This is a genomic window from Burkholderia anthina, from assembly GCF_902498995.1.
In the GTDB taxonomy this organism is placed as follows: domain Bacteria; phylum Pseudomonadota; class Gammaproteobacteria; order Burkholderiales; family Burkholderiaceae; genus Burkholderia; species Burkholderia anthina.
In genome coordinates this window covers 157,735-181,690 of record NZ_CABVLY010000016.1, presented here as the reverse complement: position 1 = coordinate 181,690, position 23,956 = coordinate 157,735, and the positions used below count along the sequence as shown (strand labels likewise).

Sequence of the window (23,956 nt, the reverse complement as noted above, 5' to 3'; positions counted from 1 at the left end):
CAATCGAATTGTAGAAAATCTACAAGAAAAGACCAGCTCTTTCGTCGGTCTTTCTCCCGGCGCGTGGCGAGGTGAATTAGGGTTTTCACTAGGTAAAGCCTAGCTGGTAGCGGGAATAAGGGTTGCGCGCGTGTCGATCCGCATTGCGTGCTTGTAGTTTTTCTACTAGACTGGCTTCGTTCGTTCGACGTACTCGATCGTCCCCACGATTCCAACCGCCGGTGTCGTCCGGCATACAGGAGCGCCCAGCATGACGTCGCTGCACCCCACTCTGGCGAAAGTCACCGAACGCGTGATCGCCCGCAGCCAATCGACCCGTTCCGCCTATCTGCAGCGCATCGACGGCGCGCAAGGCAAGTTTCCGGCGCGCGGCGCGCTGTCGTGCGCGAATCTCGCGCACGGCTTCGCGGGTCTCGAGGGCAGCGACAAGTTCCAGATCAAGGCGATTCGCGAGCCGAACATCGGCATCGTGTCCTCGTACAACGAGATGCTGTCCGCGCACGCGCCGTACAAGGATTTCCCCGACATCATCAAGGCCGCCGCGCGCGAGCACGGCGGCGTTGCGCAGTTCGCCGGCGGCGTGCCGGCGATGTGCGACGGCGTCACGCAGGGCAACCCCGGGATGGAGCTGTCGCTGTTCTCGCGCGAGGCGATCGCGATGGGCACGGCGATCGCGCTCACGCACAACATGTTCGACGCGGCGCTCTGCCTCGGCATCTGCGACAAGATCGTGCCGGGCCTGCTGATCGGCGCGCTGCAGTTCGGCCACCTGCCGACGATCTTCGTGCCGGCCGGCCCGATGACGAGCGGCCTGTCGAACGACGACAAGGCGAAGATCCGCCAGCAGTTCGCGACCGGCCAGGTGGGCCGCGACGCGCTGCTCGAAGCCGAATCGGCCGCGTATCACGGCCACGGCACCTGCACGTTCTACGGCACCGCGAACAGCAACCAGATGCTGATGGAACTGATGGGCCTGCACCTGCCGGGCTCGGCATTCGTTCATCCGCATACGCCGCTGCGTACCGCGCTCACCGCCGAGGCCGCGCGCCGCGTACTCGACCTGACGGTGGAGCGCGGCCAGTACACGCCGATCGGCCACGTGGTCGACGAGAAGGCGATCGTCAACGGGATCGTCGCGCTGCTCGCGACGGGCGGGTCGACCAACCACACGCTGCACCTCGTCGCGATCGCGCGCGCGGCCGGCGTGCTGATCGACTGGAACGATTTCGATGAACTGTCGGCCGCCGTGCCGCTGCTCGCGAAGATCTACCCGAACGGCAAGGCCGACGTGAACCACTTCCACGCGGCGGGCGGCGTCGCGTTCCTGGTGCGCAACCTGCTCGAAGGCGGGCTGCTGCACGAAGACGTGACGACGGTCGCGGGCAAGGGGCTGTCGCACTACACGAAGGAGCCGAAGCTGATCGACGGCAAGCTGACGTGGGTCGACGGCACGGCCGAAAGCCACGACACGAAGGTGCTGCGCGGCATTCGCGAGCCGTTCCAGCCGGACGGCGGCCTGCGCCTGATGCAGGGCCGGCTCGGCCGCGGCGTGATCAAGATTTCGGCGGTCGCGCCCGAGCACCGCAAGGTGACGGCGAGCGCGATCGTGTTCGATTCGCAGGAAGCCGTGCAGGCGGCATTCGATCGCGGCGAGCTGAAGCGCGACTTCGTCGCGGTAGTGCGCTTCCAGGGCGCGCGCGCGAACGGGATGCCCGAGCTGCACCGTTTGACGCCGCTGCTCGGCGTGCTGCAGGATCAGGGCTTCCACGTCGCGCTCGTCACCGACGGCCGCATGTCGGGGGCATCGGGCAAGGTGCCGGCGGTGATCCACGTCTCGCCGGAAGCGTTGCTGGCCGGCCCGCTCGGCAAGGTGAAGACGGGCGACACGCTCGTGATCGACGCGGACGCCGGCGTGCTCGACATCGAGATCGACGCGGCCGAATGGCAGGCGCGCCCGGTCGCGCAGCCGCTGCACCAGGCCGACAACGAAACGGGTTTCGGGCGCGAACTGTTCGGCGTGTTCCGCGCGGCCGCCGCGCCGGCCGAGCAGGGCGCATCGGTTTTCGGGACGCTGGTCGGCGAAACGGCCGTCCACGTCGCCGCATGAATTTCAAGGAGCCAAATCAATGAAGACGATTGCTGAAATCGTGAAGCTGGGCCCGGTCATTCCGGTGCTCGCATTCGACTCGGTCGAGCAGGGCGAACACGTGTCGCGCGCGTTGCACGCGGGCGGCGTCAAGGTGCTCGAGATCACGCTGCGCACGCCGGCGGGCCTGGAGGCGATCCAGCGCGCGAGCCAGCTCGCGGACGACATCGTCGTCGGCGTCGGCACGATCACGAAGCCCGAGCACTGCGCGCAGGCGAAGCGCGCGGGCGCGAAGTTCGGCGTGTCGCCGGGCCTGACGAAGGACCTGCACCTCGCGTCGCTCGACGCGGACCTGCCGCTGCTGCCGGGCGTGATGACGCCGAGCGACATCATCCAGGCGCTCGAATTCGGCTACGAGACCGTCAAGTTCTTCCCCGCGCAGCAAGCCGGCGGCGTGCCGATGCTGCAGGCGTTCCACGGTCCGTTCCCGGCGCTGAAGTTCTGCCCGACGGGCGGCATCACGGTCGAGAGCGCGCCGAATTTCCTGAAGCTGCCGAACGTCGTGTGCGTCGGCGGCTCGTGGCTCACGCCGAAGGCCGCGCTCGCCGCGCAGGACTGGGCCGAAGTCACGCGTCTCGCGCAAGCCGCGAGCCAGCTTCCCCGGTAAGACTTGTACGAAATGGTGATTTAACCCTCGGTAAGCAGGCGCTTAGTGCTTGTTTTACCGAGGGTTTTTGCTGATGGAACCGGTTCTATCCGCGGGCCGTAAAGATAAGTAAAATTCAGCGTCCTCACGGGGTGGGTACCCCCCGTGTTTCGGAGACCTGCATAGCCGGGCATACTCGCTACAACTCGCCCGGTTCGAACAATCCAAGGAGGAGTGCCACATGGGGGCTGTCCAAGGCAGCATGCTGCTCGTATTCACGCTGATCGCGATCGCCGCGCTGATCCTGATGATCGCGCGCTTCAAGATCTACCCGTTCCTGGTGCTGATCATCGTTTCGCTTGGCCTGGGTCTCGCCGTCGGCATGCCGATGGACAAGATCGTCAAGTCGTTCGAAGCGGGCACCGGCGGCACGCTCGGCCACATTGCGATCGTCGTCGGCCTCGGCACGATGCTCGGCAAGATGATGGCCGAATCGGGCGGCGCCGAACGGATCGCGACCACGCTGATCGACTGGTTCGGTGAAAAGAACATCCACTGGGCGATGATGTTCGTCGCGATCATCGTCGGCCTGCCGGTGTTCTTCGAAGTCGGCTTCGTGCTGCTGATCCCGATCGCGTTCAACGTCGCGAAGCGCACCGGCAAATCGCTGCTCGTCGTCGGCCTGCCGATGGTGGCCGGCCTGTCGGTCGTGCACGGGCTGATCCCGCCGCACCCGGCCGCGCTGCTGGCCGTCCAGCAATACGGCGCCGATATCGGCAAGACGATCGCGTTCGGCCTGATCGTCGGCGTGCCGACCGCGATCATCGCGGGCCCGCTGTTCGCGCTGACGATCTCGAAGTTCGTGAAGCTGCCGGAAAACAACCCGCTCGCGTCGCAGTTCGTCGATACGCACTCGAACGGCCGCACGCGCGAGCTGCCGGGCTTCGGCATCACGCTGTTCACGATCCTGCTGCCCGTCGTGCTGATGCTCGTCGGCAGTTGGGCCGACCTGGTGTTCGCGCCGAAGTCGCTGCCGAACAACCTGCTGCGCTTTGCCGGCAACTCCGACGTCGCGCTGCTGATCGCCGTGCTGGTGAGCTTCTTCACGTTCGGCAAGCTGCAAGGCTTCAACCGCGACCAGATCCAGAAGTTCTGCGGCGAGTGTCTGGCGCCGATCGCCGGCATCACGCTGATCGTCGGCGCGGGCGGCGGCTTCGGCGGCGTTCTGCGCGACAGCGGGATCTCGCAGCAGATCGTCGAGACCGCGAAGCACGCGCACCTGTCGCCGCTGTTGCTGGGCTGGTTCGTCGCGGCGCTGATGCGTCTCGCAACGGGCTCGGCAACGGTCGCGATGACGACGGCCTGCGGCATCGTCGCGCCGATCGCCGCCGCGGCCGGCACGACGGTCAGCCCGGAGCTGCTGGTGCTCGCCACCGGCTCGGGCTCGCTGATCTTCTCGCACGTGAACGACGGCGGCTTCTGGCTGATCAAGGAATACTTCGGGATGACGGTCGGTCAGACGTTCAAGACCTGGTCGTTGCTCGAAACCATCATCTCCCTGCTGGGTCTGGGTTTCACGCTGCTGCTGAGCATCGTTCTGTAACAAGGGGTAGTCAATGATTCTGATCGCAATGGGCGTGTCGGGTGCGGGCAAGTCGCGAATCGGCGAAATGCTGGCGGAACGCCTGGCGTGCAGCTATACCGACGGCGACGCGTTTCACAGCGCGGCGAACAAGGAAAAGATGCACCACGGCATTCCGCTGACCGACGACGACCGCTGGCCGTGGCTGCGCACGATCCGCGCGGCCATCGAGGAAAAGCAGCATGCCGGCGAGACGGCTGTGTTCACGTGCTCGTCGCTGAAGCGTTCGTACCGCGACGTGCTGCGCGGCACCGACACCGACGTGCGGTTCGTGTATCTGAAGGGTTCGTTCGAGGTGTTGCACGAGCGCCTGAAGACCCGCACCGGCCATTTCTTCGATCCGTCGCTGCTGAAAAGCCAGCTCGACACGCTCGAGGAGCCGGGCGAGGACGAAGCGATCGTGGTCAGCATCGAATTGACGCCCGAACAGATCGTCGACGAAGTGATGGTGAAGATCGGCCTCGCGCAGCAGCACTGAGCGCGGTGCGCGGCACGCGTCATAACTGGAAAAGGCGCCCCCGGGCGCCTTTTTCGTTGGCGGCGAGCGCGCCGCTCAGGCTGCGCGGGCGTGTTGCGCGATGCCGTCGAGCAGCACGTCGAGCATCGTGTCGTGCACGGCGGCCGGATCGAGCTGCGCATACAGCGGCGCGGCCGACTTGACGAGCGGGTGCTCGGCGTCGGACAGCGCATGCATCTCCGCGAGCTCGACGTCGTTCGCGGGCCGCGTGAGGCCGCCGGCCTCGGCGGCGGCGAGCCCGATCACGCTCGCATACCAGCCGACGCATACCGACGGCAGCGCCGTGCGCGCAATGCCGGCGTCGACGAGTGCGCGATGCACCGCCTCGATGTGCGCGAGATCGGCCGGGCCGGTGCTCATGTGCCGCTGCAGCAGCGCGAACGCGGCCGGGTGGCGCAGCGCGAGCGCGCGGTACTGGCGCGCGAGATCGCGCAGCCGCTCGCGCCACGGCAACGTATCGTCGACCGGCACCAGCGAGCGCGACAGCGCATTCGCGATCGCGCGGCTCAGGCCGTCCTTTGACTTGAAGTGATACAGCACGCTCATCGGGTCGCAGCCGACCGACTGCGCGAGCTTGCGCACGCTGAATGCGGCTTCGCCGACTTCTTCGAGCAGCGCGAGCGCGGCCGCGACGATCGCGTCCTTGTCGAGGCCGCGCGGGCCTTGAGCGGGTTTGTCTTTCATGGGGAAGGCGAGGCGGGCGGCTGTCATCTTGACGAAAGCGTATTCTACGCTGTAGAATTATTTCTGCGGTGTAGAAATTGGGTGTCCCGGCACCTTTCAATGCGTGCTTTGCACGGTCCGGGATCCAGGCAGACACGAGCGTGCCTGCCGTCAACACGGGCCATCGCGCCCTTTATCTCGTTGACACCCAAGTGGAACCGGCTGCCCCACCCGCGAAGCCCAGAAGCAACGAGGCTCTTCGACAGGCGGCCCAAGACCATGCAAGTGCAATCATGACTTCCAGCAACACACCCCTGATCCAGGGCGAATCGCGTTTCGACCAGACGCAACTGAACATCGAGAAGGACAACTGGAACTGGTGCGATCCGTCGCGCTACGACGGCGGTCGGCCGGCCAACTGGTACGAGGCGTCGCTGTCGCATCATGAAAACAGCGCGCCGCTCGCGCACGACGCCGTGTGCGACGTGCTCGTGATCGGCGCCGGGCTGCTCGGCGCATCGGCCGCGCTGCATCTCGCGGAAGCGGGCGTCGACACGATCCTGGTCGACAAGCACCACGTCGGATCGGCCGCGTCGGGCCGCAACGGCGGCCAGCTCACGCCGGGCCTCGCGCGCTGGGAAGCGGCCGACATGATCGATTACCTGTCGCACGACGACGCCAAGCGGCTGTGGCGCTTCGCATCGGCCGAGTCGATGGACCTGATCGATGCGATCGGCGCGCGCTACGCGCTCGATCTCGATCGCCGCCGCGGCCACGTGACGGCGGCAGTTCACCCGGGCCACATGAGCGCGCTGCTCGACGGCGCGGACGCGCGCCGCCATCTCGGCGACGCCGGCGTGACGCTCGTCGGCCGCCATCAACTGCACGACGAATACGTGCGCTCCGGGCTGTACCACGGCGCGGCGATCGACGCGATCGGCGGGCAGCTCCATCCGCTCGCGCTGGTGCGCGGCCTCGTGCACGGCTTCCGGCTGAACGGCGGCGCGCTGTACGAAGGCACCGAGGTGCTCGAACTCGACGAAACGCCCGCGGGCGTGGTCGCGACGACGCCGGGCGGCACGATCACCGCCCGCAAGGGTGTCGTGCTCGCGCTGCACAACACGACGTTCCGGCTGCTCGACGGCGCTGCCGCGACCACCGTGCCGTTCTTCACGTACGTGAGCGTGACGGCGCCGCTCGACGTCGACGTCGCGACGCTGATGCCGGCCGGCATGCCGGTGTACGACACGCAGTTCCAGATCGACTACTACCGGCCGGTGCGCGGCAACCGCCTGCTGTTCGGCGGGCAAGGCACCGGCACGTGCTGGGCGCAGCCCGACGTCAACGCGTACCTGCTGACGCGGCTGAACACGGTGTTTCCGCAGCACGACGGCCGCTTCGCGCTCGATTACTGCTGGAGCGGCGTCAGCGACTTCACGCTGAACGGCGCGACCGACAGCCGCAAGACCGACGGCCGCGTGCCGATGTACATGGTGCAGGGCTGGAGCGGGCACGGCGTTGCGCAGACGGTGCGGATCGGCAAGGCGATCTGCGACGATTTCGTCGGACGCAACGACGACTTCTCGATGCTGACGGGCATCGACCATCGCGAGATTCCGCTCGGCCGGCAACTGTCGCCGATCGCGATTCCGGCCGCGAAGGCGGCGATGAGCGTGATGAGTGCGCTGAATCCGGGGCGGATGATCTCGTTCTGAGCCGACTGCGGCAGACAACAAAAAGCCCGATGCGATCGCTCGCATCGGGCTTTTTTCCGTCCGGCGACGGCGGCGCTTACGCGATCCGCTTCGCGAGTTCGACAGCCTTGCCGATGTACGACGCGGGCGTCATCGCGAGCAGGCGGTCTTTCGCATCCTGCGGGATCGCCAGCGTGCCGACGAATTCCTGCAGCGCTTCGCGCGTGATGCCCTTGCCGCGCGTCAGTTCCTTCAGCTGCTCGTACGGGTTCTCGATGCCGTAGCGGCGCATCACCGTCTGCACCGGCTCCGCGAGCACTTCCCAGCAGTTGTCGAGATCGTCGTTCAGGCGCTGCGGGTTCACTTCGAGCTTGTCGAGGCCGCGGATCAGCGAGTCGTATGCGAGCAGCGAGTAGCCGAGCGCGACGCCCATGTTGCGCAGCACCGTCGAGTCGGTCAGGTCGCGCTGCCAGCGCGACACCGGCAGCTTGTCGGCGAGGTGGCGCAGCGTCGCGTTCGCGAGGCCGAGGTTGCCTTCCGAGTTCTCGAAGTCGATCGGGTTGACCTTGTGCGGCATCGTCGACGAGCCGATTTCGCCGGCCTTCGTCTTCTGCTTGAAGTAGCCGACCGAGATGTAGCCCCACACGTCGCGGTCGAGGTCGAGCAGGATCGTGTTCGCGCGAGCGACCGCGTCGAACAGCTCGGCCATGTAGTCGTGCGGCTCGATCTGGATCGTGTACGGGTTGAACGTGAGCTTCAGGCGGTTTTCGATCACGTCGCGCGAGAACGCTTCCCAGTCGAATTCCGGATAGGCGGACAGGTGCGCGTTGAAGTTGCCGACCGCGCCGTTCATCTTGCCGAGGATCTCGACCTTCTCGATGCGCGCGATCGCGCGTGCGAGGCGCGCGGCGACGTTCGCGAGTTCCTTGCCGAGCGTCGTCGGGCTGGCCGGCTGGCCGTGCGTGCGCGACAGCATCGGCTGTTCGGCCAGCGCGTGCGACAGCGCGACGAGGCGCTGGTGCACCGTGCGCAGCGCCGGCACGATCACGTGCTCGCGCGCGCCGGCGAGCATCATCCCGTGCGACGTGTTGTTGATGTCTTCGGACGTGCACGCGAAGTGGATGAATTCGCTGGCCTTCTCGAGTTCGGCCTGACCCTTCACCGATTCCTTCAGCCAGTATTCGACGGCCTTCACGTCGTGGTTCGTCACGCGCTCGATTTCCTTGATGCGCGCGGCGTCGTGCGCGGTGAAGCGCTCGGCGAGCTGCAGCAGGAATTGTTCGGACGCGTCGGAAAAGCGCGGGACTTCCGCGAAGCCGGCGCGCGACAGCGCGATCAGCCAGTGCACCTCGACGGTGACGCGGTGGCGCATGAAAGCGGCTTCGGAGAGCCAGTCGCGCAGCGCTTCGGTCTTGCTGGCGTAGCGGCCATCGATGGGCGAGAGCGCGGTGAGGGCGAAAAGCGTATCGGGACGAGTGTCGGACATGATCGGGCGGGCCTTGGAGCCGGGGCGAACGAAGGGGGAGGAGAATCCGGTATTTTACCATTGGCGCGGGTCGAGCCCGGCCGACCGGAGCCGGCCGCGGCCGCGACGGGCGATCGGCGCGCGCACGGCGCCCCGGCGGGCGGGCGCAGCGCGTCGCCGGGCGATGCGGTAGCGGGCGGCGGAGCATGGATGATGCCGTCGGCCGGGCCCGCCCGCCGGTAGAATGCAGGCTTCTTCCCGATCGCCGCCGCGCCCGCCTGCATGGAACTGAAATGGCTCGAAGACTTCGTCTCGCTCGCGGAAACGCGCAGCTTTAGCCGGTCCGCCGAACTGCGGCACGTGTCGCAGCCCGCGTTCTCGCGGCGCATCCAGGCGCTCGAGGCGTGGCTCGCGACCGAACTGATCGATCGTTCGGTCTATCCGACGCGGCTCACGCAGGCCGGCCAGATCTTCTACGAGCAGGCGCTGACGATGCTGTCGCAGGCGCACGAGGCGCGCACGCTGCTGCGCGGCCACGTCGGCGCGCCGGTGCCGACCATCGAGTTCGCGGTGCCGCACACGTTGTCGCTCACGTATTTCCCGCGCTGGCTGCAACGGATCGAGGCGAAGATGGGGCAGGTCCACACGCGGCTGCGCGCGCTGAACGTGCACGACGCGGTGCTGTCGCTCGTCGAGGGCGGCTGCGATCTGGTGATGGGCTATCACCACCCGAGCCACCCGGTCGCGCTCGATCCGGCCCGCTACGACATGCTGGTGCTCGGCGCGGAGCCGATCAGCGCGTTCTCGGCGCCGGGCCGCGCGGGCCGGCCGCGCTACACGCTGCCGGGCACGGCCGATGCGCGCGTGCCGTACCTGTCGTATACGCCGAACGCGTATCTCGGCCGGATGACCGAAGTCATCGTTGCGAACGCACCGACGTCGCTGTTCCTCGACCGCGTGTACGAAACCGACATGGCCGAAGGACTGAAGGCGATGGCGCTCGCGGGACACGGCGTTGCGTTCCTGCCGCACAGCGCGGTCGAGGACGCGGTGGCCGGCGGCCGCCTGATCCGGCTCGACCGCGCCGCGCGCGGCGGCACGCATCCGTTCACGCTGACGATGGAGATCCGCCTGTACTGCGACAAGCTCGCGCTGCAGGGCGACGATCCGCGGCAGAAGCTCGTGCGCGCGCTGTGGGACGTCGTGCGCGACGAGCTGCGCGAAACGGCGGATTGACCGAAACCGGCCGCACATTCGCTGACGACCGCCTTGCGGCGCCTGTCGGACGGCTGTCCGGCGGGCGTTCCGCATATTCCCGGAACGATTTTTCACGCACGCGATGCACGACCGATCGCGTGCGTTCTTGCGCAAATCGACCGCAGATTTGCGAAAAATCGCGATCATGCAAGAAACGCATAATCGAATAAGCAAACGGCATTGGATAAAAAAAACGGGTTTTTCGACAATGTGCGCAATCCGTTGAACGTTGGAGCGTCCATGTCTTCGCAACTGCAGTCCATCCCGTCCTACCTTCACGCCGACGATCTCGGCCCGTGGGGCAACTACCTTCAGCAGGTCGATCGCGTCGCACCGTATCTCGGTTCGCTGTCGCGCTGGCTCGAAACGCTGAAGCGTCCGAAGCGCATCCTGATCGTCGACTGCCCCATCGAGCTCGACAACGGCACCGTCGCGCACTTCGAAGGCTATCGCGTGCAGCACAACGTGTCGCGCGGTCCGGGCAAGGGCGGCGTGCGCTACCACCAGGACGTGACGCTGTCGGAAGTGATGGCGCTGTCCGCCTGGATGTCGGTGAAGAACGCGGCCGTGAACGTGCCGTACGGCGGTGCGAAGGGCGGTATCCGCGTCGACCCGCGCAAGCTGTCGCGCGGTGAACTCGAGCGCGTGACGCGTCGCTACACCAGCGAAATCGGCATCATCATCGGCCCGAACACCGACATTCCGGCACCGGACGTCAACACCAACGAACAGGTGATGGCGTGGATGATGGACACGTACTCGATGAACCAGGGCCAGACGTCGACCGGCGTCGTGACCGGCAAGCCGATCGCGCTCGGCGGTTCGCTCGGCCGCAAGGAAGCGACGGGCCGCGGCGTGTTCGTCGTCGGCTGCGAAGCGGCGAAGAAGAAGGGCCTCGAAATCGAAGGCGCGCGCATTGCGGTGCAGGGCTTCGGCAACGTCGGCGGCATCGCGGCGAAGCTGTTCCAGGAAGCGGGTTCGAAGGTGATCGCGGTGCAGGATCACACGGGCACGATCTACCAGCCGGCCGGCCTTGATTCGAACAAGCTGCTCGACCACGTGGCACGCACGGGCGGCGTCGCGGGCTTCGAAGGCGCCGAGCCGATGGCCAACGAAGAATTCTGGACGATCGAAACCGACATCCTGATCCCGGCGGCACTGGAAAACCAGATCACCGAGAAGAACGCGGCGAAGATCCGCACGAAGATCATCGTCGAAGGCGCGAACGGCCCGACGACGACGGCGGCCGACGACATCCTCGGCGCGAACGGCGTGCTGGTGATCCCCGACGTGATCGCGAACGCGGGCGGCGTGACCGTGTCGTACTTCGAATGGGTGCAGGATTTCTCGAGCTTCTTCTGGACGGAAGACGAGATCAACCACCGTCTCGAGCGCGTGATGCGCGAAGCGTTCGCCGGCGTGTGGGCGGTCGCGGAAGAGCACAAGGTGTCGGTGCGTACGGCGGCGTTCATCGTCGCGTGCAAGCGCATCCTGATGGCGCGCGAAATGCGCGGCCTGTACCCCTGATCCGTCATTGCCGATCGTCGATCGGTTGACTACGATCAAAGCATGACGCAATCCACCCGGTTGCGTGCATGAGCCCTCGCGGGCGGTGCCGAATCCGGCACCGCCCGCGTGCGCATTCGGGGTGCCCGAAGCCGGGAGGACGGCTTCGCACAGGGCGATTCGTAGTGCGGTAAACAACCAGTTCTTTCAAAAATATTACTTTGATACACTGGCGCGGGTTTTAGCCAAGGAGATGACCAAAATGAAATACCACAAGGCAGTCCTGATGGTCGCGGCGCTGTGCGCGTTCGCGAGCGGCGCGCATGCACAGGAGACCGGCACGCTGAAGAAGATCAAGGACACGGGCGTGATTTCGCTGGGGCATCGCGAATCGTCGATTCCGTTCTCTTACTATGACCAGAACCAGCAGGTCGTCGGCTATTCGCGCGAATTCCAGATGAAGGTCGTGGACGCGGTGAAGAAGAAGCTGAACCTGCCGAACCTGCAGGTCAAGAACATCCCGGTCACGTCGCAGAACCGCATCCCGCTCGTGCAGAACGGCACGGTCGACATCGAGTGCGGCTCGACGACCAACAACGCCGAGCGTCAGCAGCAGGCCGCGTTCTCCGACACGATCTTCGTGATCGGCACGCGCCTGATGACGAAGAAGGATTCGGGCGTCAAGGACTTCGCGGACCTGAAGGGCAAGACGGTCGTGACCACCGCCGGCACGACGTCCGAGCGCCTGCTGCGCAAGATGAACAACGAAAAGCAGATGGGCATGAACATCATCAGCGCGAAGGATCACGGCGATTCGTTCAACACGCTGGAATCGGGCCGCGCGGTCGCGTTCATGATGGACGACGCGCTGCTCGCGGGCGAGCGCGCGAAGGCGAAGCAGCCGGGCGAGTGGGTGATCGTCGGCACGCCGCAATCGGAAGAGGCGTACGGCTGCATGATGCGCAAGGGCGATGCGGACTTCAAGAAGGTCGTCGACGACGCGATCTCGCAAGTCGAGAAGTCGGGCGAAGCCGCGAAGATCTACGCGAAGTGGTTCGAAAGCCCGATCCCGCCGAAGGGGCTGAACCTGAACTTCCCGCTGTCCGATTCGATGAAGAAGCTGTACGCGAACCCGAACGACAAGGCGCTCGACTGACCACGCGGCCGTTGATGCAGAAATGACGCTACTGAAACGGAAGAGGCCACGCTTCTTCCGTTTCTTTTTGCTGGAGTCTTGCCCATGTCTTACCACTGGAACTGGGGCATCTTCCTGAGCCCCGTCTCGACCGGCGAGCCGACGACTTATTTCGGATGGCTGATGTCCGGCTTCTGGGTGACGATCGAGGTGTCGCTCGCCGCCTGGGTCATCGCGCTGATCGTCGGTTCGCTGTTCGGCGTGCTGCGCACGGTGCCGAACAAATGGCTCGCCGCGATCGGCACCGTGTACGTGTCGATCTTCCGGAACATCCCGCTGATCGTGCAGTTCTTCGTCTGGTATCTCGTCGTGCCCGAGTTGCTGCCCACCGCGATCGGCACCTGGATCAAGCAATTGCCGCCGGGCACGCAGTTCTTCACCGCATCGATCATCTGTCTTGGCCTGTTCACGGGCGCGCGGGTGTGCGAACAGGTGCGCTCGGGCATCAACGCGCTGCCGAAGGGCCAGCGCGCGGCCGGCCTCGCGATGGGCTTCACGCAATGGCAGACGTATCGCTACGTGCTGCTGCCGGTTGCGTACCGGATCATCGTGCCGCCGCTCACGTCGGAGTTCCTGAACATCTTCAAGAACTCGGCGGTCGCGTCGACGATCGGCCTGCTCGACCTGTCCGCGCAGGCGCGCCAACTCGTCGACTACACCGCGCAGACCTACGAGTCGTTCATCGCGGTCACGCTCGCGTACGTGCTCATCAACCTCGTGGTGATGGCGTTCATGCGCTGGATCGAAGGCCGCACGCGGCTGCCCGGCTACATCGGAGGCAAGTGATGCATCAGTTCGACTGGAGTAGTATTCCCGGCGCGATACCGACGCTGTGGTCGGGTGCGATCGTCACGTTCAAGATCACGCTGATCGCGATCGTCATCGGCATCGTGTGGGGCACGCTGCTGGCGCTGATGCGGCTGTCCGGCGTGAAGCCGCTCGCGTGGTTCGCGAAAGCGTACGTGACGGTGTTCCGCTCGATCCCGCTCGTGATGGTGCTGCTGTGGTTCTTCCTGATCGTGCCGCAACTGCTGCAGGGCGTGCTCGGGTTGTCGCCGACGATCGATATCCGCCTTGCCTCGGCGATGGTCGCGTTCTCGCTGTTCGAAGCCGCGTATTATTCCGAGATCATCCGTGCCGGCATCCAGGCGGTGCCGCGCGGACAGGTGAACGCCGCGTTCGCGCTCGGCATGAACTACGCGCAGGCGATGCGCCTCGTGATCCTGCCGCAGGCGTTCCGCGCGATGGTGCCGCTGCTGCTCACGCAGGCGATCGTCCTGTTCCAGGATACGTCGCTCGTGTACGTGATCAGTCTCGCGGACTTCTTCCGCACGGCCGCCAACATCGGCGATCGCGACGGCACGACCGTCGAGATGGTCCTGTTCGCGGGCGCATGCTATTTCGTGATTTGCTCGTTGGCGTCTGCTCTCGTCAAGGGTCTCCAGAAAAAGGTCACAAGATGATTTCCATCAAGAACGTTTCGAAGTGGTACGGCCAGTTTCAGGTCCTCACCGACTGCACGACCGAGGTGAAGAAAGGCGAGGTGGTCGTCGTGTGCGGTCCGTCGGGTTCGGGCAAGTCGACGCTGATCAAGACCGTGAACGGCCTCGAGCCGTTCCAGCAGGGCGAGATCCTCGTGAACGGCCAGTCGGTCGGCGACAAGAAGACGAACCTGTCGAAGCTGCGCTCGAAGGTCGGGATGGTGTTCCAGCATTTCGAGCTGTTCCCGCACCTGTCGATCACCGAGAACCTGACGCTCGCGCAGATCAAGGTGCTCGGCCGCGGCAAGGACGAGGCGAACGAGAAGGGCATGAAGCTGCTCGACCGCGTCGGCCTGAAGGCGCATGCGCACAAGTTCCCGGGCCAGCTGTCGGGCGGCCAGCAGCAGCGGGTCGCGATCGCGCGCGCGCTGTCGATGGACCCGATCGCGATGCTGTTCGACGAACCGACGTCCGCGCTTGATCCCGAGATGATCAACGAAGTGCTCGACGTGATGGTCGAGCTCGCGCAGGAAGGGATGACGATGATGGTCGTCACGCACGAAATGGGCTTCGCGAAGAAGGTCGCCCATCGCGTGATCTTCATGGACAAGGGCGCCATCGTCGAGGACGACCGCAAGGACGATTTCTTCTCGAATCCGAAGTCGGAGCGCGCGAAGGACTTCCTCGCGAAGATCCTGCACTGAGCGTTCGCAACGCATGCGCGCCTGGTGCGCGCCCATGAAAAAACCGCCTGGCCAGCCACCAGGCGGTTTTTTTTCGTCGGCTGCCCGCCGTCCGCGGACTGCGGCGGACGGGCTCGCGCGTCACGCGTTACCAGCTGTAGCGATAACCGACCTGGCCGGTGATCCCGCGCCGGTAGTCGCCGCCGATGTTGCGCGCGTATTTCGCGTTCGCGTATAGCTCGCCCGACTTGCCGAAGCTTGCGGTCACGCCGATGCCGAGTTCGTACCACGTGCGGCCCAGGTGCGTCGCGAACGGCGTGCCGCCGACGACGGTCTGGCCCGGCGACAGGAAGTCGTGCAGCACGTCGGCCGTGAAGTACGGCGTCGCGGCGCCGCCGCCCGCATTCGCGTCGAGGTTCGGCCGGAAGATGCGCACGCCGACGCGCCCGCGCAGCGCGTTGGTCGTCGTGCCCGACACGGCCGACACGTTGTCGTTGAACCCGTTGAGCTTCAGGTACTGGTACATCAGCTGCGCCTGCGGCTCGACGGCGATCGGCGTGCCGCCGATCCCGAACGGCTTGCCGACTTCCTGCGACAGCGCGACGCCGAAACCGTTCTGCGACGCCTCGTTGCCGTAGCTGTCGCGGTAGCGGTTGCCGTAGTGCGTGACCTGGCCGACGCTGTCGAAGTATGTGCCGTCGGACAGATAGCGCGTCCAGTAGCCGCCGATACTCTGCGCGTGCATTTCGACCGAGCCCGTCGATGTCGACAGGTCCTGCGTATCGGCGCGCGCCAGGTCGCTGAAGCTCGCGTTCGCGATGCCGATGCTCGCCGTCACGCCCGCGTGCGTGCTGCCGCCGGCGCTTGCCTGGTCGAGCGTCCAGTCCTTGCCGAACTGCGCGAAGAACGTGCGTTCGTCCGCCGCGAAGCGGCCCGCGTTCGCATCGAGGCTTTGTCCGCCGATGCGGCCCCATACGCCGTCGCGGTTGCCTGGCGCCTGCTTCTCGAGGTTGTAGATGTCGCCGACGCGTTCGTGCAGTCTGCCGAGCGTCGAGAAGCCGTAGTCGACGTTCAGCAGCGGCGTCATCGCATAGCCCGCGACACCCGGACGATAGGCGAGATTGCCGTCGTTACCGTTGCCGTTGCCGGTGCCGGTCGGATCGACCGGGTCGCCGGGATCGGTCGGGTCGGTCGGGTCGGTCGGATCGAGTTGCGAGCGCAGGTACCAGCCGTTGGCGTCGCTTTGTCCGCCGCGATAGAGACGGTATTCGTACGCGCCGGCCTGCACCGGGCCCGCGAGATGGAACGCCGATGCAGTCGTCGTGCCGCCGTTGGCCGTGACGACCACCGGAATCCCGTCGCCCTGCGTCTGCGCGCCGCTGCCGGCCGTGTTCGCGATCTTCAGGCCCGTCGTGCCGCTCGCGGCGCCGCCTTTCACGATCAGTTGGTCGGTCGGCGAGTTGTCGGCGCCGAGGTAGGTGTTCAGCGCGATCGTGCCGCCGTTGCCGACGTAGCTGCCGGTCGTCAGCGTCCGGTAGCTGCCCGCCACCGTCGGCGCGCCCGACGGCGCGGCGAATGCGACCAGGCCCGCGTTGTTCAGGCTGCTCAGCACCGAGCTGTCGGTCATGTGCCATGTGCTGGTGGTGTCGATGCTCAGCGCCACCGGATCGATCTTGCCGGTGAGCGTCGTGCCGTTCGTCAGGAACACGTTGCCGGTGCTCGACGCGTCGGACACGATGTCGCCGGTCAGGTTCACGGCCGACGCGTTGAAGGTCGCGTTGCTGCCGTTCGCGAGATCGAGCAGCGTGCCGTTGCCTGCCGTCACGACCGTGCCGTTGCGCACCGCGATGTCGACCGTGCCGCCGCGTGCGGCGAACGCCGGCCCGGCGACCGAGGCCACGCTGCCGCCGTCGACGAGCACCGAGCTCGTCGCGCCGGTGGCGGACGTATCGGTGCTCAGCACGCCGGCCGTCGCGCCCTTGAGCGTCGTGCCGGTCAGCGCGAGCACGCCGCCGCCGTCGACGGTCGCGCCGTTGCCGGCCGTGCTCGCGATCGACGAACCCGTATCGCCGATGCGGCCGCCGTTCTGCGCGACGAGGCCGTCGGCTGCCGCGCCCGTCGTGGAGAGCTTCGTGCCCGACAGCAGCGCGGTCGCGCCGCTGTCGGCGACGATCGCGTTCGCGCCGGCGCCCGTCGTCGCGACGGTCGTGCCGTTGGCCGCGAGCGTCGAATCCGCACCCGACACGAAGACGCCGCGCGCGGCGTCGCCGGCGGTGCGGATGACGGTCGCCGCATCGGTCGCGATGCGCGCGCCCGCGCCGGTCGACGACAGCCCGTCGGCGCCGTTGCCGGTCGTGCCGATTTGCGTGCCCGACAACGCGATCGTCGTATGGGTGCCGAGGTTGTCGATACCCTTGCCGGAGCCGCCCACCGCGATCGACGTCGCGCCGGCCGCGATTCCGCCGTCCGACACGCTCGCGTCGATCAGCACGCCGTCGGCGCTGCCGTTCGCGACGACGGTGCCCGCGCCCGACAGCGCGACCGATGCGCCCGCGCCGGTCAGGTGCACGCCCGCGACGCCGTCGTCCGCTTCGATCGTGCCCGCGTTGGTCAGCGTTGCCGACGCACCCTGCACGAGCGCGCCGGTGCCGTTCGATACGCGAATCGACGATCCGTTGTTCACCGTGCCGAGCGTGCCGACCACGACGCCCGTCGAGCCGGCGCCGGTCAACAGCACCGTGTTGCGGTTGTCGAGCGTGCCGAGATTCTGCGCGACGAAGCCCGTCACGCCGGCCGTCGACGACGTGACCGCCGCGTCGTTGGTCAGCGTCGTCGCCACCGGCGCATCGACGCTTGCGCCGGTGAGGTCGTGCGCCTGGCCGTCGACGACGCCCGCGATCGCGCCGCCCGCATTCAGGTTGATCGTCGCGCCTGCGTCGATCGTGCCCTGCGCGCCGCCTTCGAGCGTCACCGCGATGCCGTTCGCGCCGTTGACGTTGTAGACGGCGTCGCCGGTCGCGAGCGTGGTGCCGGCACCCGTCGCCAGTACGCCGCGTGCGCGCTGGCCGTTCACGTCCGTCGTCAGCGTGCCGGCTGCCGACGAGCCCGTATAGGCGGCGCCGCCCGCGATCCGGAACAGCGTCGAGTCGTCGGTATCGACGCTCAGGCGCTGCGCGGCGACGTTGATGTTCGAGCCCGCGCCATACGCGTAGAAGCCGATCTGGTTCGTGCCCGACATGAAATGGGGTACCGCGTTCGCGCCGACGTCGATCGTCGCGCCCGAGCGTGCGTGGACGCCGATCGCGCCGTTCCCCGTCAGGTTGAGTGTGCCGTCGAGCGTGGCCTTGGCGAGCGGCCCTTCGGCCCACACGCCGTAGTTGCGCATGTCCGATGCCGGATCGAGCGCGCCGGCGACGTCGATCGTGCCGGTCGACGTCGCCGCCGTCGCGACCGAGCCGGTGCCGACCACCATGATGCCGATGCCGTTGACGCCGTTCAGCGTGATCGTGCCGGTGTTCGTCACGGTCGCCGCGGTGTTCGCCGCGAGCATGCCGACGTTCGCGAGCGGCGTGCCGGCTGCCGCGCCGTTCACGGCGATCGAGCCCGCGTTGAGCAGCGTGCCCGACGACGAGCCGATGCTCGCCATCCCCGCGCCGTTTTGCGTCTGCGAGCCGATGACGATCGTGCCGAGGTTGCTCGCGGTGCCCGATGCGCCGAGCAGGACGCCGTATCCGTGCGCGGACAGCGCGACGTCGCTCGCGGCGGCGGCGGGATCGTACTGGGCCGCGCGACCGAGGTAGATCGTGCCGCCGGCCTCGTTCGTGAAGTTGCCGCCGGCCGCGAAGCCGCCGATCACCTGGCTGTCGAGCGTCGTCGCGTTGACGCCGACGTTGATCGTGCCCGCGTTCGATGCGCTCGCGCCGCTCGTCACGGCCACCGCGTAGTTCTGCAGGTCCGGCTGGTCGCCGTCGAGCGTCCACGCGCCGACGTTCATCACGCCGTTGTTCACGAACGTGGTGCCCGCGCCGCTCGCGTACACGCCGCTGCCTTCCGTGTACGCGTGGAAGTCGAAGTTGCCGGGCGGCGTGCTGCTGCCGGTGTCGACGTTGTCGCCCGATGCGTATCCGGACGAAATCACGCCGTTGTTGACGCCGCTCGCGCCGCTCAGCAGGCGCACCAGCGTGAAGTCGCCCGACAGGCGGCCGTCGTTGATGAAGTGCGCGCCGTTTTCCGCGAGGACGGCCGAGCTGGATGCGATCGTGTTGGTGCCGCGAAAGTCGATCTGGCCGTCCTTGTCGATGTGCAGCGTCGCGTTCGCGCCGGTGCCGTGCATCACCGACAGGTGATCGATCGGCAGCGCGTTCTTGTCGCCGGCCGATACGTCGTTCGCGTACTGGAAGGTTTCCTGCGAGTACGTGACGGCCTGGCCGAACGCGGTGTCGTAGGCGGTCTGCGAACCGAGCGCGCCGCTCTGGACCGAGCGTACGAGGAAGTCGTTGTACGCGGCGAGCGAGGCGGCGTCGGTGACGGTCCACGTGCTGCCGTCGAACGCGGTGAAGGTGCCCGCATAGGCCGGCACGTCGAGCTGCAGGTTGCCGACGGGGCCGCCGCTCGCGAGATAGTCGCCGGTGCCCATCCAGATCTGGTTGCGCGAGTTCCAGTTCACGACGCTGGGCGCCGAGCCGGTGCCGTCCGCGAAGGTCAGGTCCGTCTGCTTCGGCGCGATCGAGATCGCGTTGCCGGGTGCGTCGGGCGCGTTCGCCGGATTGCCGATCGATACGTTCAGCGTGCCGCCGGAGCTTTCGACGGTGCCGATGCGCGTGTTCACGTACTGGTTGCCGTTCACGTCGTGGTAGACGGGCACGGTGGTGGAGCCGGCCGTCGACGCGGAGAACGCGGACGAATCGTAGGTCGCGACCGACGTATGGGTGCCCGTGATCGAGTCGGGCGTACTGACGCTCTGCGTCTTGCCGCCGAGCGACAGCAGCGCCTGGTTCGGGTTGCCCGACACGATCGACGTGCTGCCGATCGGCGCGAGCGTATAGCCCGGGTCGCCGCCGGCGCCTGTCCAGGCGCCGCTCACGCCGACGGTATCGCCGCCCGACACGGTCGTGGCGCCGGCCAGGTTGCTGTTCGCGGTCGGGCTGAAGCTGCCGAGTGCGCAACTGCCGCCGCTTGCGACCGCCGAATTGTCGCCGCAGGTCGACGCGTACGCGGAGCCGGCCGACAGCGCGGCCAGCGCGGCCCCGAGCGCGGCCACGCGCAGCGGCGAGCGGCGGAGCGCCGCGCGGCCGGCGCCGCGACCTGCGCCGGATGTGCTGCCCGAACGCTTGCCGCGCGCCCGTGCGGTTTCCCCAACCGCGATCCAGCAGCCGGCGGTTTCGCTCCATATCGATCGAAATGAGTGATTCACGACATACCCCACTTTCTTTTTTTGAAGTGATATTCACCGCGCTGCGGTGAAAGCGCATTCCGCGGTCGAAAAATGGCCCGGACGGGCGTGCGGCGGCCATTGCCGATTTCGCGCCAGTCGTGATCCGTTACGCCGAGGATGGACGGAGTCTACTAATCGAAATGGCGGGTGATTATCAAAAAAATAAGGAATGTGGCGATAATGCCGATTTAACCGTGTATTTTTTAATTGTGTGGTTAATCGAACTGAAAGCCTTGATGGATAAGGGTTTGAGGTATTTTTTAAAGATTGTTTGCCGATGTCCGGATCGGTGGTCTGACGCACCGATCGTGAAAGATTTCTGGGTTAGAGTCGGGCTTCCGGATTATATGTCTGAAATTAGTGTGTTAAATTTGTTTCGCATATGGATTATTTTCGCTTGAAAATTAATTAAATCAAGCGAATGTTGTGCAAAGCCGATTCGGCGGGCCGGATTGTGGTTTGGATGACACGAAAGCCGAAAAGGACGGGGCCGGGCGGCGCGATTTTCCGTGGCGGCGCGTGTTGTCCGATGCGATGCGCGGAAAGCCGCGTACGCGACTATCGCGCTGCGCGGCGGCGGGAAAGGAAGCGGGGAAGGGCGCGAGCGCGCCCGCTCAAAAGTCGATCGAGTCGTCGGTGTCGTCCGCGGCACTGGCCGCGAGCGCTTCGCGACGTGCCGTGCACGGCGCGGACGCCGACGCGTCGAGCGCCGGATTGCGAAGCTTCTCGAGCACGCGCTCGGGCACCGGAATCTGCATCCGCGCGGCGACGTCGCCGCACTGGAACATGATCAGCTCGCCCGGCTCGAACGACGTCCAGACCTCGTTGTCGGTCAGCGGCTGCGTGGCGATCACCGCGACGCGATCCTCGGGCGTCGTGTATTTCGCGAAGTCGATCGACAGGTCTTCGTCGACCAGGTGCGCGGTCGAGAACGGCCAGCGGCGCACGAGGTAGTGCAGCCGCGTCGAGCAGTGCGCGAAGAGCGCCTGGCCATTCGACATCAGGAAGTTGAACACGCCGTGATCGGTGATGCCGCGCGTCAGTTCGCCCACGCGCTCGAACAGCTCCGGCAACGGCGGCTGCGCGCCCGGGAATGCTTCGCGCAGCCCCTGCATCAGCACGCAGAACGCCTTTTCGCTGTCGGTCGTGCCGACCGGGTGGTAGACGCTGCCGTCGAGGTCGGGTTCGTAGTCCTGCAGATCGCCGTTATGCGCGAAGATCCAGTGCCGCCCCCACAGCTCGCGCATGAACGGGTGGCTGTTCTCGAGCAGGATGTGGCCCTGCGTGGCCTTGCGGATGTGCGCGATCGTGTTCTTGGACTTGATCGGGTAGCGCTTCACCATTTCGGCGATCGGCGACGTGGCCGAGGCCTGCTGGTCGATGAACAGGCGGCAGGCCTTGTCCTCGAAGAACGCGATTCCCCAGCCGTCGGCATGGTGGTCGGTGAGCCCGCCCCGGGCTGCGAAACCTGTGAAGGAGAATGTGACGTCCGTCGGTGCGGCGCAGTTCATTCCTAGCAGTTGGCACATTTTACTTGGGGGCGGGAGGCTGAAGCGGGGTAACGAACCGGGTGAACCCCGGTACAATGCGTGTTCTAGCATATCACCGAGCCTCGAGCGGTAAAAAGCGGATTCCGCCGGCCGAAGGCCTCGTGTTGCGGTTTGCCGTCAGTCGGTCCGCGCACGCGCGTTCCGGCCCCGCAGATGGCCAGCCCGTTCCTCACGACGCCTCTCCTATGACTGCCTCGAACGCTTCCTCCCCGGCGACGCTCACGCTCGCCCGCCCCGACGACCTGCACCTGCACCTGCGCGACGGCGACATGCTGGCCGCGGTGCTGCCGCACACCGCCCGCCAGTTCGCGCGTGCGATCGTCATGCCGAACCTGAAGCCGCCCGTCACGACCACCGGGCACGCGCATGCGTATCGCGAGCGGATCCTGGCCGCGCTGCCGGCGGGCATGGCGTTCGAGCCGCTGATGACGCTGTACCTGACCGACAACACGGCGCCCGACGAAATCCGCCGCGCGCGCGACAGCGGCTTCGTGCACGGCGTGAAGCTGTATCCGGCCGGTGCGACGACGAACTCGGACCACGGCGTCAGCGATCTCGCCAAGTGCGCGAAGACGCTCGAAGTCATGCAGGAAACCGGCATGCCGCTGCTCGTGCACGGCGAGGTGACCGATCCGGCGATCGACATGTTCGATCGCGAGAAGGTGTTCATCGACCGCGTGATGACGCCGCTGCGCCGCGATTTCCCCGGCCTGAAGGTGGTGTTCGAACACATCACGACGAAGGACGCGGCCGACTACGTGCGCGACGCCGATGCGGCGCCGGGCCTGCTCGGCGCGACGATCACGCCGCAGCACATGCTGTACAGCCGCAATGCGCTGTTCGTCGGCGGGATTCGTCCGCATTACTACTGCCTGCCGGTGCTCAAGCGCGAGACGCATCGCGTCGCGCTCGTCGAAGCCGCGACGTCGGGCAACCCGCGCTTCTTCCTCGGCACCGACAGCGCGCCGCATGCGCGCGACGCGAAGGAAACCGCGTGCGGCTGCGCAGGCTGCTACACGGCGCTGCACGCCCTTGAGCTGTATGCGGAAGCGTTCGACCAGGCCGGCGCGCTCGACAAGCTGGAAAATTTCGCGAGCCGCTTCGGCGCCGATTTCTACGGGCTGCCGCACAGCACCGAGACGATCACGCTGCGCCGCGAGAGCTGGGAACTGCCGCGCGAGGTGTTCGCGGGCGACACGCCGGTCGTGCCGCTGCGCGCCGGCGAAACGATCGGCTGGAAGTTTGCGTGAGCGGCGCGCCGCCGCGCGGGGCCGGCCTGACGGCCGGCGTCGCGGCGGCGGATTTTGCGCGGATCGACTGGTCCGCGCCGTGGCTCGCGCATTACGCGGAGCCCGGCCGCACGCTCCGTGCGGCCGCGCTCGAGGGCGAGGCCGCGCTGCTCGATGCGCTGAACGGCGCGCTGCGCGACGGTGATCAAGCGAGCGGCCGCGGCAGGCCGCTGCGCTTCGTGCCGCAAGGCGAACTGCCGTCCGGCATCGCATACGAAACCCATATCGCCGACACCGGCGGTGTGCCCACCCGTCACAATCTTCACGACTTCTTCAATGCGCTCGTCTGGTTCGCCTATCCGCGCACCAAGGCCGCGCTGAACGCGCGTCAGGCCGCGGCGATCGACGCCGCGGGCGGGTGTCGGCCCCGTGCGCGGCACGCTGCGCGATGCACTCACGCTGTTCGACGAGAACGGCGCCGTGTTCGTGACGGCCGACCCGGCGCGCGCCGACGCGTTGCGCAGGTTCGACTGGCAGCGCTTGCTGATCGCGGCACGCGATGCGTGGGGCACGCGCTGCGAGACGCGGCTCGTCGGCCATGCGCTGCTCGAACAACTCGTCGCGCCTTACAAATCCTGTACCGCGCACACGTGGATCATCGAAGTGAGCGCGGACTATTTTTCGTGGTTCGGCGCCGCGCGCGCCGCGCATGTCGATGGGCGGCTCGCCGGCGAACTGGCGACCCGCAACCTGACGAGCCGCGATTTTTCACCGCTTCCGGTGCTCGGCGTGCCGGGCTGGTGCGACGCGAATGCCGCGCCCGCGTTCTACGACGATCCGGACGTTTTTCGCGGCGGCCGCCGTTCGCGCGCCGCCGGCAGCGGCGCGCAGTGCTAGAATGCGCACCG

The 23,956-nt window shown here is 66.7% G+C and carries 16 protein-coding genes and 1 pseudogene; 13 read left to right on the top strand and 4 right to left on the bottom strand.

Annotation, left to right across the window (positions count from 1 at the left end; genetic code table 11):
- Nucleotides 1-250 precede the first annotated feature (250 nt).
- The 4 genes from edd to BME24068_RS20920 all read left to right on the top strand — a co-directional run bounded on the left by edd (nucleotide 251) and on the right by BME24068_RS20920 (nucleotide 4,852).
- Complete coding sequence (gene edd / locus BME24068_RS20935) at nucleotides 251-2,107, top strand: phosphogluconate dehydratase (protein WP_174927225.1); 1,857 nt, start codon at nucleotides 251-253, stop codon at nucleotides 2,105-2,107.
- A gap of 19 nt (nucleotides 2,108-2,126) precedes the next feature.
- The gene (gene eda, locus BME24068_RS20930; RefSeq protein ID WP_096506340.1) at nucleotides 2,127-2,753 is read left to right on the top strand and encodes a bifunctional 4-hydroxy-2-oxoglutarate aldolase/2-dehydro-3-deoxy-phosphogluconate aldolase; all 627 of its coding nucleotides are present in this window, start codon (nucleotides 2,127-2,129) and stop codon (nucleotides 2,751-2,753) included.
- A 220-nt stretch (nucleotides 2,754-2,973) separates the two neighbouring features.
- Nucleotides 2,974-4,335 (top strand): GntT/GntP/DsdX family permease, encoded by a 1,362-nt coding sequence (locus BME24068_RS20925; RefSeq protein WP_096506399.1) that lies wholly within the window; start codon nucleotides 2,974-2,976, stop codon nucleotides 4,333-4,335.
- Nucleotides 4,336-4,348: 13 nt separating this feature from the next.
- Nucleotides 4,349-4,852: a gluconokinase gene (locus BME24068_RS20920; RefSeq protein WP_096506342.1), complete on the top strand. Its 504-nt coding sequence runs from the start codon at nucleotides 4,349-4,351 to the stop codon at nucleotides 4,850-4,852.
- Between the two features lie 75 nt (nucleotides 4,853-4,927).
- Here the strand turns inward: BME24068_RS20920 and BME24068_RS20915 are convergent, their stop codons facing one another.
- Nucleotides 4,928-5,575, bottom strand: coding sequence for a TetR/AcrR family transcriptional regulator (locus BME24068_RS20915; protein WP_096506344.1), 648 nt, complete (start codon nucleotides 5,573-5,575; stop codon nucleotides 4,928-4,930).
- 272 nt (nucleotides 5,576-5,847) lie between these two features.
- Here BME24068_RS20915 and BME24068_RS20910 point away from each other — a divergent pair, with 272 nt between their 5' ends.
- Nucleotides 5,848-7,269 carry an NAD(P)/FAD-dependent oxidoreductase gene (locus tag BME24068_RS20910; RefSeq protein WP_174927224.1) on the top strand — a complete coding sequence of 474 codons (1,422 nt, stop codon included), beginning with the start codon at nucleotides 5,848-5,850 and terminating at the stop codon, nucleotides 7,267-7,269.
- A 76-nt stretch (nucleotides 7,270-7,345) separates the two neighbouring features.
- Here BME24068_RS20910 and purB read toward each other — a convergent pair whose 3' ends face one another.
- On the bottom strand, nucleotides 7,346-8,734 hold the full coding sequence (gene purB / locus BME24068_RS20905) for an adenylosuccinate lyase (RefSeq protein WP_121858457.1): 1,389 nt from the start codon (nucleotides 8,732-8,734) through the stop codon (nucleotides 7,346-7,348).
- Nucleotides 8,735-8,995: 261 nt separating this feature from the next.
- On the opposite strand from purB, the gene BME24068_RS20900 reads away from it, so the two are divergent.
- From BME24068_RS20900 to BME24068_RS20875, 6 genes are all read left to right on the top strand, one after another.
- Nucleotides 8,996-9,949 carry a LysR substrate-binding domain-containing protein gene (locus tag BME24068_RS20900; protein ID WP_174927223.1) on the top strand — a complete coding sequence of 318 codons (954 nt, stop codon included), beginning with the start codon at nucleotides 8,996-8,998 and terminating at the stop codon, nucleotides 9,947-9,949.
- 261 nt (nucleotides 9,950-10,210) lie between these two features.
- Nucleotides 10,211-11,497 carry a Glu/Leu/Phe/Val family dehydrogenase gene (locus BME24068_RS20895; protein ID WP_174927222.1) on the top strand — a complete coding sequence of 429 codons (1,287 nt, stop codon included), beginning with the start codon at nucleotides 10,211-10,213 and terminating at the stop codon, nucleotides 11,495-11,497.
- A gap of 241 nt (nucleotides 11,498-11,738) precedes the next feature.
- Nucleotides 11,739-12,632, top strand: a complete 894-nt coding sequence (locus tag BME24068_RS20890) for a glutamate/aspartate ABC transporter substrate-binding protein (RefSeq protein ID WP_162826220.1) — start codon at nucleotides 11,739-11,741, stop codon at nucleotides 12,630-12,632.
- Between the two features lie 84 nt (nucleotides 12,633-12,716).
- Nucleotides 12,717-13,457, top strand: coding sequence for an amino acid ABC transporter permease (locus BME24068_RS20885; protein ID WP_174927221.1), 741 nt, complete (start codon nucleotides 12,717-12,719; stop codon nucleotides 13,455-13,457).
- Entirely contained in the window at nucleotides 13,457-14,134 is a 678-nt protein-coding gene (gene gltK, locus BME24068_RS20880) for a glutamate/aspartate ABC transporter permease GltK (protein WP_096506358.1), read from the top strand. The genes BME24068_RS20885 and gltK overlap by 1 nt, the downstream gene beginning before the upstream one ends.
- Entirely contained in the window at nucleotides 14,131-14,856 is a 726-nt protein-coding gene (locus BME24068_RS20875; RefSeq protein WP_046544940.1) for an amino acid ABC transporter ATP-binding protein, read from the top strand. The genes gltK and BME24068_RS20875 overlap by 4 nt, the downstream gene beginning before the upstream one ends.
- 127 nt (nucleotides 14,857-14,983) lie before the next feature.
- On the opposite strand, the gene BME24068_RS20870 is transcribed toward BME24068_RS20875, so the two are convergent.
- Entirely contained in the window at nucleotides 14,984-20,248 is a 5,265-nt protein-coding gene (locus BME24068_RS20870) for an autotransporter outer membrane beta-barrel domain-containing protein (protein WP_174927220.1), read from the bottom strand.
- A gap of 635 nt (nucleotides 20,249-20,883) precedes the next feature.
- Nucleotides 20,884-21,798, bottom strand: coding sequence for a class II glutamine amidotransferase (locus tag BME24068_RS20865; RefSeq protein ID WP_174927219.1), 915 nt, complete (start codon nucleotides 21,796-21,798; stop codon nucleotides 20,884-20,886).
- Nucleotides 21,799-22,004: 206 nt separating this feature from the next.
- On the opposite strand from BME24068_RS20865, the gene pyrC reads away from it, so the two are divergent.
- Together pyrC and BME24068_RS20855 are read left to right on the top strand one after the other, a co-directional pair.
- Entirely contained in the window at nucleotides 22,005-23,069 is a 1,065-nt protein-coding gene (pyrC, locus tag BME24068_RS20860) for a dihydroorotase (protein ID WP_096506362.1), read from the top strand.
- Nucleotides 23,066-23,945 (top strand): annotated as a pseudogene (locus BME24068_RS20855) (DUF3025 domain-containing protein). Before pyrC ends, BME24068_RS20855 begins: the two are co-directional and overlap by 4 nt.
- Nucleotides 23,946-23,956: the final 11 nt, after the last annotated feature.

What these genes read in the sequence shown, in the direction of transcription:
- edd (WP_174927225.1), top strand. Translation starts at nt 251, where the DNA reads ATGACGTCGCTGCACCCCACTCTGGCGAAAGTCACCGAACGCGTGATC.
- eda (WP_096506340.1), top strand. Translation starts at nt 2,127, where the DNA reads ATGAAGACGATTGCTGAAATCGTGAAGCTGGGCCCGGTCATTCCGGTG.
- BME24068_RS20925 (WP_096506399.1), top strand. Translation starts at nt 2,974, where the DNA reads ATGGGGGCTGTCCAAGGCAGCATGCTGCTCGTATTCACGCTGATCGCG.
- BME24068_RS20920 (WP_096506342.1), top strand. Translation starts at nt 4,349, where the DNA reads ATGATTCTGATCGCAATGGGCGTGTCGGGTGCGGGCAAGTCGCGAATC.
- BME24068_RS20915 (WP_096506344.1), bottom strand. Translation starts at nt 5,575, where the DNA reads ATGAAAGACAAACCCGCTCAAGGCCCGCGCGGCCTCGACAAGGACGCG.
- BME24068_RS20910 (WP_174927224.1), top strand. Translation starts at nt 5,848, where the DNA reads ATGACTTCCAGCAACACACCCCTGATCCAGGGCGAATCGCGTTTCGAC.
- purB (WP_121858457.1), bottom strand. Translation starts at nt 8,734, where the DNA reads ATGTCCGACACTCGTCCCGATACGCTTTTCGCCCTCACCGCGCTCTCG.
- BME24068_RS20900 (WP_174927223.1), top strand. Translation starts at nt 8,996, where the DNA reads ATGGAACTGAAATGGCTCGAAGACTTCGTCTCGCTCGCGGAAACGCGC.
- BME24068_RS20895 (WP_174927222.1), top strand. Translation starts at nt 10,211, where the DNA reads ATGTCTTCGCAACTGCAGTCCATCCCGTCCTACCTTCACGCCGACGAT.
- BME24068_RS20890 (WP_162826220.1), top strand. Translation starts at nt 11,739, where the DNA reads ATGAAATACCACAAGGCAGTCCTGATGGTCGCGGCGCTGTGCGCGTTC.
- BME24068_RS20885 (WP_174927221.1), top strand. Translation starts at nt 12,717, where the DNA reads ATGTCTTACCACTGGAACTGGGGCATCTTCCTGAGCCCCGTCTCGACC.
- gltK (WP_096506358.1), top strand. Translation starts at nt 13,457, where the DNA reads ATGCATCAGTTCGACTGGAGTAGTATTCCCGGCGCGATACCGACGCTG.
- BME24068_RS20875 (WP_046544940.1), top strand. Translation starts at nt 14,131, where the DNA reads ATGATTTCCATCAAGAACGTTTCGAAGTGGTACGGCCAGTTTCAGGTC.
- BME24068_RS20865 (WP_174927219.1), bottom strand. Translation starts at nt 21,798, where the DNA reads ATGTGCCAACTGCTAGGAATGAACTGCGCCGCACCGACGGACGTCACA.
- pyrC (WP_096506362.1), top strand. Translation starts at nt 22,005, where the DNA reads ATGACTGCCTCGAACGCTTCCTCCCCGGCGACGCTCACGCTCGCCCGC.